Below are 15,076 nucleotides of genomic sequence, written 5' to 3'. Positions count from 1 at the left end.
GCCGCCACCATGCGCTACCAGGGGTAAGGCTGGAAGTCCTTCAGGAAACAGCCATACAGATCGACGCCACGCTCTCCCTGGACAATCGGGTCGTACACGCGGGCGGCACCGTCCACCAGATCCAGCGGCGCCCGGAAACCCTCCTGGGCCAAACGCATCTTGCTGCTGTGCGGACGCTCATCGGTGATCCAGCCGGTATCCACCGCGGTCATCAGGATGCCCTCGGTGAACAGTTCACCCGCGCTGGTCCTGGTCAGCATGTTCAACGCGGCCTTGGCCATGTTGGTATGCGGATGTCCGGGCCCTTTGTAGCCGCGTGAGAAATTGCCCTCCATCGCCGATACGTTCACCACGTACTTGCGCCGCGCGGTTGAGGCACGCAACGCGGGCCGCAGCCGTGACAACAGAATGAACGGCGCCACACTGTTACACAGTTGCACCTCAAGCAGTTCCAGTGGATCAATCTGATCGACCGTCTGCACCCAGCTGTTGGTGTCGACCAGATCGGGCAGCAGCCCACCGGCATCGACGGCAGTGCCATCGACAATCCGGTCCGGTGCGGCCGAGCCCGCGGTCAACGCCAACGACACCAGCGAGTGCGCAGCGGCCTCGGATCCCTCACCCAGTGCCAGGGTGTGCGGATGCAATTCGCTGGAATCGCCCATCGCGGTGATCGGAACGCGTGCAGCGGCACCGCTGAGCGGCGCCTGCTCGGCGTCAACCAAGGACGTGTAGGAGCCGGGGCTGCGACGGACCGTCTGGGCGGCGTTGTTGATCAGAATGTCCAACGGACCCTGTGCGGCAACTTCATCGGCGAAGCGTGCCACCTGCGCGGGGTCACGAAGGTCGATACCGACGATGCTCAGCCGGTCAAGCCAGCTGCTCGCATCCGGAAGCTGGGCGAATCGGCGGGCCGCGTCCCGCGGGAACCGGGTGGTGATGGTGAGGCGGGCCCCATCGCGCAACAACATCAACGCGATGTACATCCCAATCTTGGCGCGGCCACCGGTCAGCACCGCCCGCCGCCCGGTCAGATCGGTACGCTGATCACGCCGGGATCTGTTGGCAGGCGCGCACTCCGGACACAGCTGGTGGTGGAAGGCGTCGATCTCGGTGTATCTGGCCTTGCAGATATAGCAATGCTGCGGGCGCCGCAGCGTCCCCACGGCGTCACCGCCACGCAGTGGCAGCCCGGCCGTCTCATCGTCGATCCGGGCGGCCGAACCAGTGGCGGTGGCGCCGATCACAGCGCGGTCGGCATCCAACTCGGCCTGACGTGCCTCACGCCTGCGCCGCCTCTTGCGAATCTTGAAGAGCTTTGCGATTGCGCGTTGCGCAGCAATTGAATCGGGATGCTCCGGCGGAAGCTCGGCAGCCCGATCCAAGACACGCCTGAAGATGGCCATGTCCGCTGGGTCGATGTGCTCAGCCACTGACGCAGTGTAATGAGGCGACAAGGACTTCTCGTAATCGCCGGTCTGATGACGGCCGCCGAGCCAGCAGCGGTTGATCGACGGGCTAATCGACCCGGCTAGCCGATCTCGCCAAGTGCGACCGGGCCGACTAGTAAAATCGGGTGGATGAGCGACGACTCCGATGCAGTTCGCGCGGGCTGGGGCTCCCCCTCGCCCGCGGCGGCCGCATCTCCCCGTCGTCGGCTCACGCCTGAAGATCGGCGCGCCGAGCTCCTGGAGTTCGGTACTCAGTTGTTCGGCGAACGTCACTATGACGACGTCCGCATGGATGAGGTAGCCGAACAGGCCGGTGTCTCACGGGCGCTGCTCTACCGCTATTTTCCCGACAAACGCTCGTTCTACACCGCGGTCATGCAGGCCGAATACGACAGGCTTTACGACGCCACGATCTCGCTGGACATGGACCCGGCGCTCACCGGTTTCGAGCGGCTCCGGCGCACCCTGCTGGTGTACCTGCACTACCAGGAAGAGCATCCTTACGCGCCGGTGACCGTCTTTCGCATGATCGACTCGGCCGATCCCACCGTGGCGGCCATCGAACAGCAGGAGTACGACAAGCAGACCGGCCGGATCATGGCTGTCGTCGAACATGTCGCCGGCGACGAACTGACGCCGGATCTTGTCACGATCCTGCGGGTGGTCATCCGGGCGTGGCTGACGTTCAACCAGGAATTGGCTCGCCAACGCGCCATCAACCCGGATCTCGATGTCGATTGGCTCGCCGACACCTCCGCGCACGCCATGATCGACGCCGTGCGGCGCGTGCCGAACATCCCGAAGGCTGTGGTCGATCTCATGGGTGCCGATTAATTGTCGGTCCTTGTTGGCACGATGGCCTAATGAGCAGCGAGTCCGGTCCGCTCGCCCGGTTCTCCGCACCCACGCGAGAATGGTTCACCGAATCATTCCCGGCGCCCACGCAGGCACAGTCCGGTGCGTGGCAGTCCATCGCCGACGGCAACAACACCCTCGTCGTCGCACCCACCGGATCCGGCAAGACGCTCGCGGCATTTCTGTGGGCCATCGACAGCCTGGTCGGTGCCGAACCTGCCCGCAAGGGAACACAGGTCCTGTACGTCTCACCCCTCAAGGCACTTGCCGTCGACGTCGAGCGCAATCTGCGTGCCCCGCTGGCCGGGATTGCCCGAACCGCAGCACGCATGGGCCTGCCCGAGCCCTCGATCACCATCGGCGTGCGCTCCGGGGACACACCCGCACAGCGGCGCCGCGCATTGATCACGTCTCCCCCGGACATCCTCATCACCACCCCCGAGTCGCTGTTCCTGATGTTGACCTCCGCGGCGCGCGAAACCCTCGACACGGTGCAGACCGTCATCGTGGACGAGGTGCACGCGGTCGCCGGTACCAAACGCGGCGCTCATCTCGCGCTCTCACTTGAGCGGCTGGATGAACGCCTTGCTCAACCAGCACAGCGAATTGGCCTGTCAGCCACGGTAAAACCCGCCGCGGAGGTCGCTCGATTCCTCTCCGGCCGCGCGCCCGCCGCGGTCGTCGCCCCCGCCAGCCCCAAAACCTTCGATCTGTCCGTCGTCGTACCTGTCCCGGATATGAGCGCCCCCGACACCTATCCCGACGCCGAAGCCAGTAACGCCGGCACCAACACCATCTGGCCCCATGTAGAACAACGCATCGTCGACCTCATCGAGACACATCGGTCAAGCATCGTCTTCGCCAACTCGCGCCGCCTCGCCGAACGGCTCACCGCCCGGTTCAACGAGATTCACGCAGAGCGCCTCGGCGTAGACCTCACCCCCGCACCCAATCCCGGGGTACCCGGAGGACCCCCGGCGCACATCATGGGCAGTGGGCAGACCTACGGTGCGGCGCCCTTGCTGGCGCGGGCGCATCACGGCTCGGTGAGCAAGGAGCAGCGCGCCAACATCGAAGACGATCTGAAGACCGGACGGCTCAAATGCGTGGTGGCCACCAGCAGCCTGGAGCTCGGAATCGATATGGGCGCCGTGGATCTGGTGGTCCAGGTGGAGGCGCCACCGTCCGTGGCCAGCGGGTTACAACGCATCGGCCGGGCCGGACACCAGGTGGGCGAGGTATCCCGGGGCGTTCTCTTCCCCAAGCACCGCACCGACCTGCTGGGCTGCGCGGTCACGGTGCGGCGCATGCTCGACGGCGATATCGAGACCCTGCAAGTGCCCGCCAATCCCCTCGACATCCTGGCCCAGCACACGGTCGCCGCCTGTGCCCTCGACCCCGTGGACGTGGAGACATGGTTCGATGTCGTCAGACGCAGCGCCCCTTTCGCATCCCTGCCGCGCAGCGCATTCGACGCGGTGCTCGATCTACTCAGCGGCAAGTACCCGTCCACCGATTTCGCCGAGCTTCGTCCACGTGTCGTATACGACAGGGATGAAGGCACGCTCACCGGACGGCCCGGTGCACAACGACTGGCGGTGACGTCCGGCGGCGCGATCCCCGATCGCGGCCTGTTCACGGTGTACATGTATGCCGGTGCCGAGGGCGAGAAACCCTCGCGAGTAGGTGAACTCGACGAGGAAATGGTCTACGAGTCGCGGCCGGGAGACGTGATCTCACTGGGCGCCACCAGCTGGCGCATCACCGAGATCACCCATGAGCGTGTGGTGGTGGTTCCGGCCTTCGGCCAACCGGGCAGATTGCCCTTCTGGCGCGGAGATTCGGTTGGGCGCCCCGCCGAGCTTGGCATAGCGCTGGGGCATCTCACCGGAGAACTGGCGGCCGCACGCGACGCCGAATTCGACAAGCGCTGCGCTGCCATGGGATTCGATGACTTCGCGATGGGGAATCTACGGACGCTGCTGACTGACCAGCTGCAGTCGACGGGCGCAGTCCCCACCGACACCACGCTGATCGTCGAGAGATTCCGCGACGAGCTCGGCGACTGGCGCATCGTGCTGCACTCTCCCTACGGGCTGAGGGTCAACGGCCCGCTGGCGCTCGCAGTCTCCGATCGGCTCCAACAGCGCTACGGTGTCAGCGAGTCACCCACCGCCACCGATGACGGCATCGTGGTGCGACTGCCCGACACCGATGACAACCCGCCCGGAGCAAGTCTTTTCGTCTTCGACGCCACGGAAATCGAGGCGATCGTGACGCGGGAGGTCGGCGGGTCGGCGCTCTTCGCCGCACGGTTCCGCGAATGCGCTGCGCGCGCCCTGCTGCTTCCCCGACGAACCCCCGGCCGCCGATCGCCGCTATGGCAGCAGCGACAGCGGTCGGCGCAGCTGCTGGATGTCGCACGCAAGCATTCCGACTTCCCGATAGTCCTGGAAGCACTGCGCGAATGCCTGCAAGACGTGTACGACATCGGAACTCTGGTGCGGCTGATGTCGGGTATCGAGCAGCGCCGGATCCGGATCGTGGAGGTGCAGACCGACACACTCTCGCCCTTCGCGGCCGCTCAATTGTTCAGCTATATCGGCGGATTCATGTACGACGAGGATCGGCCGCTGGCCGAGCGGCGTGCCGCCGCCCTCTCGCTGGACACCGGTCTGCTCGCCGAGCTGATGGGACGGGTCGAACTGCGGGAACTACTCGACCCCACTGTCATCGAAGCAACCGAACACCAACTGCAGCATCTGGCCGAGGAACGCAAGGCCCGCGATGCCGAGGCCCTGGCCGACTTATTCCGGCTTCTCGGCCCCCTCACCACCGATGAGATCGCCACGCGCTGCGCCGGCCTCGGCACCGACTGGCTGCATGAACTCATCGGCGCCCGAAGAGTGGTCGAGACCCACTACGGACAACGCACCTGGTGGGCCGCCGTCGAGGATGTGGCGCGGTTGCGTGACGCGCTCGGGGTGCCGGTGCCGCCCGGCGTACCGGCGGCGTTCACCGACGCCGCGGCCGATCCGCTCGGTGAACTGTTAGGTCGGTACGCAAGGACACATGGCCCATTCACCACGGGCCAGGCAGCAGAGCGCTTCGGCATCGGAGTCCGGGTCGCCGCGGACGCCCTGTCGGCGATGGCGTCGCGCGGCCAGTTGGTGCGTGGTGAATTCACCAGCCAATTCAACTCGGCTGCAACAGACTCTGAACAATGGTGCGATGCAGAGGTCCTTCGGATTCTGCGCCGCAGGTCGCTGGCCGCGCTACGCGCCCAGGTGGAACCCGTCAGCACGTCGGCATTCGCGCGGTTCCTGCCCGATTGGCAGTACCTCGATTCGGGCCTGCGCGGCGTCGACGGAGTGGCTACCGTCATCGATCAGCTCGCCGGGGTGCCGATACCCGCGTCCGCGTGGGAACCGCTGATCCTGGCACGTCGCGTCCGTGACTACTCCCCCCAGATGCTCGACGAGCTGCTGGCCGCGGGAGAGGCGGTGTGGTCGGGGCATGGCTCGATCCCCACACAAGATGGCTGGATCGCGTTGCACCCCAGCGGTGTTGCGCCCGCCACGCTGGCCGCCACCGATCCCGTTGTTCTCGATGAGGCCCACCGAACGATTCTCGACGGACTCGCGGCCGGCGGCGGGTACTTCTTCCGCCAATTCGGTGAGGCCGCGACCAGGGCCGCGCTATGGGACCTGGTGTGGGCGGGCCTGGTGACAGGAGACACCTTCGCACCGGTGCGTGCACTGCTGGGTACCAGCACCAAATCGCGCACCGCGCACCGGAATCGGCGAGCACCGAGACTGCGCGCCTACACCCCGATCCCCACCACGGCGCCGGTCGATCCCGCCGTCGCCGGCCGCTGGTCGATACTGCCGGAAAGACTCGCCGACGGTACCGAACGCTCGCACATGCAGGCCGAGCTGCTGCTCGGCAGGTACGGCGTGGTGACCAAGGGCAGCGTCGTCGCCGAGGGGGTCGCGGGCGGATTCGCGTGGCTGTACAAGGTGTTGTCGACATTCGAGGACAACGGGCGCTGCCGCCGGGGATACTTTGTCGAATCCCTGGGTGGTGCACAGTTCGCCTCTCCCGCGACCGTCGACAGGCTGCGTGAGTACCTCGATACCGTCGATGATGCGCGCAAACCGCATCGGGCCATGGTGTTGGCGGCGACGGATCCCGCCAATCCGTATGGCGCGGCACTGGTGTGGCCGCGGGCGGTCTCCGACTCCGGTCATCGGCCGGGTAGGAAAGCGGGGGCGCTCACCGTGCTTGTCGATGGCGAGTTGGCTCTCTACATCGAACGCGGTGGCAAGTCGCTGCTGAGCTTCGTGACCGACCCCACGGTGCTGCACGCCGCGGCATTGGGCACCATGGGATTGGTACGCGACGGCGGGCTCGACGGTCTGGTGATCGAAAGAGTGGACGGCAGATCGGTCTTCGATATCGGCGAGTCGCCGGTCATCGCGGCACTGATCGAGGCCGGTTTCGCACGGACACCGAGAGGACTGAGGATTCGCCGATGAGCCGCTTGCGTGAAGAGGAAACAACCCGATGAAAGTCACCCGCTTCGACCACATCGTGATGAACTGCAGCGACGTCGAGACCACCGCGGCCTGGTACGAACGCGTCCTGGGCATGACCCGCGAAACATTCGGGCCGGCGGGACGCACGGCACTGACATTCGGTGCACAGAAGATCAACCTGCGGCCCATCAGCGCCACCCAGGACGAGTGGTTCACCGGAATCGCCGCCGCGGCGGGCTCCGATGACGTCTGTTTCATCACCGATGCCTCCCCCCAGGAGGTTCGCGAGCATCTCAACGCGTGCGGGATACAGGTCGAGCGGGGGCCGGTGACCAAGGTCGGCGCACTGGGCGACATGACATCGCATTACTGCCGCGACCCTGATGGAAACCTCATCGAGATCGCCGTATACCCGTGACCAACAACCACTACCACTACCTCGCCTTCGGCGCGGACGCGATCGAGCGGCAGCGGGCCAACGGCAGCTACGTCGCCTACGGCACGCACCTGGAACGACCCGACGACGGCCCCGACGAGCTGGGGACACGGGAGCTACGGATGATCGCCGACGCGACACAATTCTGCCTGGGCACGGTGACGCCAACGGGATGGCCATACCTGCAATACCGCAGCGGCCCTGCGGGATTCGTGCGTCACATCGGCGACAACACCTTGCGGTTCATCGACCTTCCGGGCAACAACCAGTTCGTGACGCTCGGAAACCTCACCGCTGACGACCGACTGGCGATGTTCTTCGTCGACTACCCGCGCAAGCAGCGTCTCAAGGTGTTTGGCCGCGGCAGCGTGTACGACGGGGAACGCCGAGAGATCGAGGTGAGGGTGGAGGCGTTCGACTGGAACTGCTCGCGCAGCATCATCCCCCGCTATGACCAGCAGTACCTCACCGATCTCGGTAAGGCCTATCAGGAAAAGGCCGCCGCCAGGGAGGCCGAGCTCACCGCAGAAATCGAGGCACTCCGGGCACGAATCGCCGAACTCGAAGCCGCACGACAATGAACCCCGTGTCCGCCGATCGGGACGGTCAGCCGCCGAGGGACCTCGTCGATTTGTAGCGAACATCCTTGCCGCTCAACGGATCCCGGAAAGCCAGCGTGCGCGCCAACAGTTGCAACGGATGCGTGAAATCGTCCGGCGCCACCTCGACGATGTCCGGATAGAGCGGATCGCCGGCGATCGGAATACCCAGGCTGTTCATGTGTACGCGCAGCTGATGTGTCTGGCCGGTACTCGGTGTCAGACGGTACCTGCCTGCCGAACCTTTCCGGTCGAGCAGCTCGATGTGCGTCTCGGCGTTCACCGGCCCCGGCTCCTCGACCGCCTGAAGGATGCTGCGGTGCTTGATAATCCTGCTCCGCAACGTCACCGGCAGGGCAATGCCGGGATCGACGGGGGCCAATGCCTCATAGGTCTTGAACACTTCCCGCTGGGCGAACAACGACTGATAGGCCGCGCGCGCCTCGCGACGCACGGTGAATAGCAACACGCCTGCGGTGAGCCGGTCCAAGCGATGCGCGGGCGCCAGCTCCGGCAGGTTCAACATCTTGCGCAGGCGCACCAATGCCGTCTCGGTGACATGGCGCCCGCGCGGCATCGTCGCAAGAAAATGCGGCTTGTCGACCACCAGGACGTTCTCGTCCCAATGCAACACGTCGATGGCGAAGGGCACGGGAATCTCTACCGCCACCTCGCGATAGGTGTACACGACCGCACCCGCCGGCAGATGCGTCTCTGATGTGATCGACACGCCGGCGGCGTCCACGACCTCACCGCGGCTCACCTTCTCGGCGGCGGCGCCACCGAATCGGGATACCAGCTCATCAAGAACACGGCCACCTGTGCGGATCCGGATCCGCACAGGCCCCAAGCCGTCCCGCACCGGCAATGGAGGTTCAGGAGCCCGTCTTCTGGGGCTCATCGGCGCGACCTAGAGCCGGGTCTTACTTGGAGGGCGATAATACGTCGGTCACCGGTTCGACGATGTACGACCGCGCCTCGGGCGCTGCCACCCGCAGGGCATCCGCCGAGGCATCATCGGGCTGGCGCTGCGAACGCACCTCCGCATCGACCCGCGCCCGATACGTATCCACTTCTCGCACAATGTCTTCTGCCGACCAACCGAGTACCGGAGCGACCAGCTCGGCGACCTCTTGGGCGCAGTCGACACCGCGGTGCGGGTATTCGATGGCGATGCGCATACGCCTGGCGAGAATGTCCTCCAGATGCAGGGCGCCCTCGGCCACCGCCGCGTAGAGCGCCTCCACCTTCAAATACATCGGCGCCTTGGTGATCGGTTGCAACAGGGTGTGATCGGAGCCCGCGCAGGCGAGCACCTCACCGATCAGCGAGCCATACCGGTCCAGCAGATGCCGCACCCGGTACGGATGCAGGCCGTAGGTCTCCCCCACATGCTCGGTCTGGTTGATCAGCGCGAAGTACCCGTCGGCGCCCAGCAGCGGCACCTTCTCGGTGATGGAGGGCGCCACCCGGGCCGGCACGAATTCGCTTGCCATATCGATGGCATCGGCCGCCATCACGCGATAGGTCGTGTACTTACCACCGGCGATAGCCACCAGGCCCGGAGCCGCCACCGCGACGGCGTGCTCGCGGGAAAGCTTGGACGTGTCATCATCCTCGCCTGCCAGCAGCGGCCGCAGGCCCGCGTACACCCCATCGATGTCGTTGTGCGTCAACGGCGTTGCCAGCACCGTGTTCACCTTGTTCAGGATGTAGTCGATATCCACCTTGGTGGCCGCGGGGTGCGCAAGATCGAGATTCCACTCGGTGTCGGTGGTCCCGATGATCCAGTGGTTGCCCCACGGAATCACGAACAGCACCGACTTCTCAGTTCGCAGGATGATCGCCACTTCGCTGACAATCCGGTCCCGCGGCACCACGATGTGCACACCCTTGGATGCGGTCACCCGGAACCGGCCACGCGTGCGCGACAACGCCTGAATCTCGTCGGTCCACACCCCGGTGGCATTGACGACGACATGCCCGCGAACCTCTGTTTCGGCGCCGTTCTCGGTGTCCCGCACGGTCACACCGACCACCCGGTCGCCTTCCCGCAACAAGGACACCACCTGTGTCGACGTCCTGACCACGGCACCGTAGTGAGCCGCGGTGCGGGCCACGTTCATGGTGTGGCGCGCGTCGTCCACCACGGTGTCGTAATAGCGAATGCCGCCGATGAGCGAGTTGCGCTTCAGCCCGGGCGCAAGACGCAACGCACCAGCACGGGTCAGATGTTTTTGGGCGGGAACAGATTTCGCGCCGCCCATCTGGTCGTAGAGGAAGATCCCCGCGGCAATGTAGGGGCGCTCCCACCAGCGGTTCGTGAGCGGGAACAGGAACGGCAGCGGCTTGACCAGATGCGGCGCCAGTGTCGAGAGCGACAGCTCCCGTTCGCGCAGCGCCTCCTGAACCAGTCCGAATTCAAGCTGCTCCAGGTAGCGCAGGCCGCCGTGAAACATCTTCGACGAACGGCTCGAGGTACCGGCCGCGAAATCACGCGCCTCCACCAGTGCCACCTTCAGCCCGCGGGTAGCGGCATCGAGGGCCGATCCGGCACCGACGACACCGCCGCCGATGACGATGACGTCGAACTGCTCAGATCCCAGGCGTTCCCAGTTCAGCGAACGGGCCTGCGGTCCAAGGAACGTGTATGTGGGTCCGCGAGATCCCGACGGGCTGGTTGCGTCACTCACGACTGCTCCCTTCCACGCCCACTATTGGGGCCCCGGAGTTCCTTCCAGAAAGCCACGTTACCGGCCGGTAGCGCTCCCGTCAGTGATGTACGCCGCCGTGGCGCACATCGCCGCCGGTCAATCCAGGTCGTCGTGGGCAATCAGCTGGCGCGCCGCCTCCGTCACCGAACCCGATAGCGACGGGTAGACCGACAGCGTTTGCGCCAGGTCGTTCACCGAAAGCAGGTTCTGCACGGCGATGGCGATGGGCAGGATCAGCTCGGAGGCATTCGCGGCCACCACCACACCGCCGATCACCACGCCGGTGGCCGGGCGGCAGAAGATCTTCACGAAACCACGCCGCAGGCCGGACATCTTGGCGCGCGGGTTCGTGTGTAGCGGCAGCGTGACCGTCCGCGCCGGCACCTCACCGTTGTCGATGGCGGCCTGTGACACTCCCACGGCTGCGATCTCCGGACGGGTAAAGACTGCAGCAGCAACGGTTTTCAGCCTGATGGGTTGCACCGCGTCACCGAGTGCGTGATACATGGCGATGCGGCCCTGCATGGCGGCGACAGACGCCAGCGGCAGCAGTCCCGTGCAGTCTCCCGCGGCGTAGATACCGGCCACCGAGGTGCGCGACACCCGGTCGACGGTGAGATAGCCGCCAGGACCGAGCGTGATTCCGACCCGCTCCAGGCCCAGGCCCGTGGTGTTCGGCACGGATCCGACCGTCATCAGCACATGGCTGCCGTCGACCACCCGGCCGTCGGCCATGGAAACCCGCACACCGGTGTCGGTTCGCGTCACCGAGTCGGCCCGCGCATTCTTGACGAGCGTCACACCGCGTTCGGCCAGCGTGTCCTCCAAGACCAGGGCGGCATCCTCGTCTTCGTGCGGCAGCACGCGGTCGCGGCTGGCCACCACCGTGACCTGGACACCCAGCTCGGTGTACGCATGGACGAACTCAGCGCCCGTCACACCCGAACCCACCACGATGAGGTGCTCGGGCAACTCCTCCAGGTCGTAGAGCTGGCGCCAGGTGAGAATGCGCTCGCCGTCGGGGCGGGCGTGGGGCAAAACACGTGGGCTGGCACCTGTGGCGATGAGCACCACATCGGCTTCCAGGATGGTGCTCGTCCCGTCCTGGGTGGTGGCCTTGATCCGATGGAACGCCATCCCGACCACGTGATCGACCAGCTCGGCGCGCCCGGCGATCAGCCGTACCCCGGCATTGCGCAGCCGCTCGGCGATATCGGCCGACTGCTCGGAGGCCAGTCGCTTGACGCGGCTGTGAATCTGCGGCAGCGAAATCTTGGCGTGCTCCACGTCGATGTCAAAGCCCAGGTTGGGCGCGCGCCGCAGGTCGGTGCGCACACCGGTGGAGGCGATGAATGTCTTGGACGGCACGCAGTCGAACAGCACACAGACGCCGCCGATGCCGTCCGAATCGATCACCGTCACCTCGGTGGTGCTTCGCTCATGGGCCGCGGCCACAAGTGCCGCCTCGTATCCCGCTGGTCCTCCACCAATGATCACGATGCGCGTAGCCACGCAAACAACCTACAAGCACTCTCAGGGCCCGGCTTGCCATCCTGGTCGCAGGTTCTTAGCCCGAGTGACGCATCACCATGGATCAAGGACCACTAGGCTTGCCCCCGTGCCGCTCTACGCCGCCTATGGCTCCAACATGCATCCCGAACAGATGTTGCAGCGGGCGCCGCACTCGCCCATGGCCGGCACCGGTTGGCTACATGGCTGGCGGCTGACCTTCGGCGGGGAAGACATCGGCTGGGAAGGCGCGCTGGCGACCGTCGTGCAGGACCCCCACTCGAAGGTTTTCGTGGTGCTCTACGACATGACCGGTGCTGACGAGACGAACCTCGATCGCTGGGAAGGATCCGAGCTCGGCATCCACACCAAGATCCGTTGCCGGATCGATCGTGAGTCTTCCGACACCAACACCGACCCGGTACTGGCCTGGCTCTACGTCGTCAACGCCTACGAGGGTGGCCTACCGTCCGCCCGATACCTGGGTGTGATGGCCGACGCCGCGGAAATTGCCGGTGCCCCAGACGATTACGTGCACGGGTTGCGCACCCGCGCCTCGCGCAACATCGGCCCGGGAACGAGCTAGGCGGGGCTTTAGACCGCGCTCTGTTCCACCAGGTTGACCAGCGTCCGCACGCCGACGCCGAGGGCCCGTTCGTCGATATCGAAGTTGGGCTGGTGGATATCGAGCTGCGGCCCGGATCCCGACCAGACACCCAGTCGCGCCATCGCGCCGGGCACCTCCTCCAGGTACCAGGAGAAGTCCTCGCCGCCACCGGATTGCGTGGTCTCGGCGAGCGCGTCCAGCCCGATGTCCTGAATGGACCGCACGAAGATATGCGTGGATTCGGCCTCGTTGATGACGGGCGGAACTCCGCGCCGATAGTTGAGGGTGTAGTCGATGCGCAGCGGCGCCAGCAGCCCCGCGATCACGTCGCGGACGGTGTCCTCCAGCGTGATCCACACATCACGGCTACCGGTCCGCACCGTGCCCGCCAGCGAGCCGATCTGCGGAATGGCGTTGGCGGCCTGACCCGCGTTGACGGCACCCCACACCATCACGGTGCCGGCTCGCGGATCGATCCGACGGCTCAGCACCCCCGGTAACCCAGTGATGACGGTGCCGAGTCCGTACACCAGGTCGGCCGTCAGATGCGGCCGCGAGGTGTGCCCTCCCGGGGAATGCAGCGTGATTTCAACGGTGTCCGCCGCCGAGGTGATCGCACCGGCGCGGATCGCCACCTTGCCCACCTCGAGCCGTGGATCACAGTGCAGCGCAAAGATTCTCGTAATGCCCGCCATGGCCCCGGTGGCCACCACGTCAATGGCACCGCCGGGCATGACCTCCTCGGCGGGCTGGAAGATCAGGCGCACCCCGGAGGGCAGCGACGGCGCCGAATTGAGCGCCATGGCCGCGCCCAGCAGGATCGCGGTGTGTGCGTCGTGCCCACAGGCATGCGCGACGTTCGGCACCGTCGAGGAGTAGGCCGCGCCGGTGCGCTCCTGCATCGGCAGAGCGTCCATATCGGCCCGCAGTGCCACCCGCGGCCCGTCCTCGGGCCCGAAATCGCAGGTGACGCCGGTGCCGCCGGGCAAGACCTTCGGATTGAGCCCGGCCTCGGCCAGACGTGCGGCCACGTATTCGGTGGTGGCGTGCTCCTGGCGTGCCAATTCGGGATGGGCGTGGATGTGACGGCGCCAGCGCACCAGCGAGTCTGTGTTCTCCGCAAGCCATCGCTGCGCTACGGCAGACAGGGATTCACTCATACCGTCACCGTCCTGCGTGCCAGTCGATCCAGCACCCTAGATCGCTCGGCCTCGTTCTCGGCAAGCCGAATCACCGTGCGCGCCAGCATCTTCGCTCCTTCAACCACCGCCCGGTCGGCACCCGGCTCCCTGGCCGCTTTTTCGAAATCGGGTTGATGGATGACCGCCCCGCCCGAATCGATACCGATCACCGGGTGGATACCGGGCAGCACCTGCGTCACGTTGCCCATATCGGTGCTGCCCAGCGGCACCGCGGCCTCGAACTCGGCGGGCACCGGCGCGCGGCCGAAGGATTCCATCTCCTCGCGGAACACCTCCACCAGCCAGGGATCCGGCGTCAGCTCCAGATAGGGGGGCGAGGATTCGACGAGTTCGTGACTGCAACCTGTCGCCAAGGCGCCCGCGGCGAAGCAGGCGTAGACCTTCTCCTCCAGCTCGCGCAGGGATGCCGTCTCGACAGCACGCATCGTGTACTGCATCGCGGCCCGGCCCGGAATGATGTTGGCCGCCTCACCACCCTCGGTGACGATGCCGTGAATCAGCTGCCCGGGTGATAGGTGCTGACGCAGCAGACCGATCGAGACCTGGGCGACGGTGACCGCGTCCGCGGCGTTGATGCCCAGGTGCGGCGCGACCGCGGCATGCGACTCCTTGCCGTGGTACGTGACCATCACATCGGTCAGCGCGAGGGACCGCGCCCCCGCGATGTCGATCGGCCCGGGATGCAGCATTACCGCGGCTGCGATGTCGTCGAAGGCGCCGGCCTTGAGGAGCAGTGCCTTGCCGCCGCCGTACTCCTCGGCCGGGGTACCGACAACCACCACGGTGAGTCCGAGGGCGTCGGCGACTTCGGCCAGACCCAACCCGGTGCCCACGGCAGAGGCCGCGATGATGTTGTGCCCGCACGCATGGCCGATCCCGGGCAGCGCGTCGTACTCGGCGCACACTCCGATAACCAGCGGACCATCCCCATAGGTGGCACGGAATGCGGTGTCCATACCGCCCTGACCGGTGACGATCTCGAATCCGCGCTCGGCGAGTAGCCGCTGCGTTTTCAGGGCGCTGCGAACCTCATGGAACGCCAGCTCGGGCTCGGAATGAATGTCATGGGACAGCGCGACCAGATCTGTCGCCGCGGCATCCACGGCCGCGCTGGCGGTCTGGGCATGCGGGGCGGACGACGCTCCGGTGGTCAACGGCATTAGAT

Annotated in this window: 10 protein-coding genes and 1 pseudogene; 5 read left to right on the top strand and 6 right to left on the bottom strand. The window is 66.0% G+C overall.

Annotated features, from left to right (window positions below; genetic code table 11):
• Positions 1–14: 14 nt before the first annotated feature.
• Positions 15–1,406, bottom strand: coding sequence for an SDR family NAD(P)-dependent oxidoreductase (locus BKG76_RS17095; protein ID WP_070938654.1), 1,392 nt, complete (start codon positions 1,404–1,406; stop codon positions 15–17).
• Positions 1,407–1,580: 174 nt separating this feature from the next.
• Between BKG76_RS17095 and BKG76_RS17090 the strand changes: the two genes are divergently transcribed.
• From BKG76_RS17090 to BKG76_RS17075, 4 genes and pseudogenes are all read left to right on the top strand, one after another.
• Positions 1,581–2,285 (top strand): TetR/AcrR family transcriptional regulator, encoded by a 705-nt coding sequence (locus BKG76_RS17090; protein ID WP_070938653.1) that lies wholly within the window; start codon positions 1,581–1,583, stop codon positions 2,283–2,285.
• A 29-nt stretch (positions 2,286–2,314) separates the two neighbouring features.
• Complete coding sequence (locus tag BKG76_RS17085; RefSeq protein WP_070938652.1) at positions 2,315–6,844, top strand: ATP-dependent helicase; 4,530 nt, start codon at positions 2,315–2,317, stop codon at positions 6,842–6,844.
• Positions 6,841–7,262: pseudogene (locus BKG76_RS17080) on the top strand (VOC family protein). The gene BKG76_RS17085 and the pseudogene BKG76_RS17080 overlap by 4 nt, the downstream one beginning before the upstream one ends.
• Positions 7,259–7,861, top strand: a complete 603-nt coding sequence (locus BKG76_RS17075; protein ID WP_070938650.1) for a pyridoxamine 5'-phosphate oxidase family protein — start codon at positions 7,259–7,261, stop codon at positions 7,859–7,861. The pseudogene BKG76_RS17080 and the gene BKG76_RS17075 overlap by 4 nt, the downstream one beginning before the upstream one ends.
• 25 nt (positions 7,862–7,886) lie before the next feature.
• Here the strand turns inward: BKG76_RS17075 and BKG76_RS17070 are convergent, their stop codons facing one another.
• The 3 genes from BKG76_RS17070 to BKG76_RS17060 all read right to left on the bottom strand — a co-directional run bounded on the left by BKG76_RS17070 (position 7,887) and on the right by BKG76_RS17060 (position 12,105).
• The gene (locus BKG76_RS17070) at positions 7,887–8,741 is read right to left on the bottom strand and encodes a pseudouridine synthase (RefSeq protein WP_236737604.1); all 855 of its coding nucleotides are present in this window, start codon (positions 8,739–8,741) and stop codon (positions 7,887–7,889) included.
• Positions 8,742–8,802: 61 nt separating this feature from the next.
• Complete coding sequence (locus BKG76_RS17065) at positions 8,803–10,572, bottom strand: glycerol-3-phosphate dehydrogenase/oxidase (RefSeq protein ID WP_070938648.1); 1,770 nt, start codon at positions 10,570–10,572, stop codon at positions 8,803–8,805.
• A gap of 117 nt (positions 10,573–10,689) precedes the next feature.
• Positions 10,690–12,105 (bottom strand): NAD(P)H-quinone dehydrogenase, encoded by a 1,416-nt coding sequence (locus tag BKG76_RS17060; protein ID WP_070938647.1) that lies wholly within the window; start codon positions 12,103–12,105, stop codon positions 10,690–10,692.
• A gap of 106 nt (positions 12,106–12,211) precedes the next feature.
• Between BKG76_RS17060 and BKG76_RS17055 the strand changes: the two genes are divergently transcribed.
• Complete coding sequence (locus BKG76_RS17055; RefSeq protein ID WP_070938646.1) at positions 12,212–12,688, top strand: gamma-glutamylcyclotransferase; 477 nt, start codon at positions 12,212–12,214, stop codon at positions 12,686–12,688.
• 8 nt (positions 12,689–12,696) lie between these two features.
• Here the strand turns inward: BKG76_RS17055 and BKG76_RS17050 are convergent, their stop codons facing one another.
• Both BKG76_RS17050 and BKG76_RS17045 read right to left on the bottom strand, forming a co-directional pair.
• Complete coding sequence (locus tag BKG76_RS17050) at positions 12,697–13,869, bottom strand: M20 family metallopeptidase (RefSeq protein WP_070938645.1); 1,173 nt, start codon at positions 13,867–13,869, stop codon at positions 12,697–12,699.
• Positions 13,866–15,071 (bottom strand): M20 family metallopeptidase, encoded by a 1,206-nt coding sequence (locus BKG76_RS17045; RefSeq protein ID WP_070938644.1) that lies wholly within the window; start codon positions 15,069–15,071, stop codon positions 13,866–13,868. The genes BKG76_RS17050 and BKG76_RS17045 overlap by 4 nt, the downstream gene beginning before the upstream one ends.
• Positions 15,072–15,076 lie beyond the last annotated feature (5 nt).

The sequence above is a fragment of the Mycobacteroides franklinii genome, from assembly GCF_001853795.1.
In the GTDB taxonomy this organism is placed as follows: domain Bacteria; phylum Actinomycetota; class Actinomycetes; order Mycobacteriales; family Mycobacteriaceae; genus Mycobacterium; species Mycobacterium franklinii.
Note: the sequence above shows the minus strand (reverse complement) of the source record. Positions and strands in the feature narration are given on the sequence as shown.

What these genes read in the sequence shown, in the direction of transcription:
- BKG76_RS17090 (WP_070938653.1), top strand. Translation starts at nt 1,581, where the DNA reads ATGAGCGACGACTCCGATGCAGTTCGCGCGGGCTGGGGCTCCCCCTCG.
- BKG76_RS17045 (WP_070938644.1), bottom strand. Translation starts at nt 15,071, where the DNA reads ATGCCGTTGACCACCGGAGCGTCGTCCGCCCCGCATGCCCAGACCGCC.
- BKG76_RS17095 (WP_070938654.1), bottom strand. Translation starts at nt 1,406, where the DNA reads ATGGCCATCTTCAGGCGTGTCTTGGATCGGGCTGCCGAGCTTCCGCCG.
- BKG76_RS17050 (WP_070938645.1), bottom strand. Translation starts at nt 13,869, where the DNA reads ATGAGTGAATCCCTGTCTGCCGTAGCGCAGCGATGGCTTGCGGAGAAC.
- BKG76_RS17085 (WP_070938652.1), top strand. Translation starts at nt 2,315, where the DNA reads ATGAGCAGCGAGTCCGGTCCGCTCGCCCGGTTCTCCGCACCCACGCGA.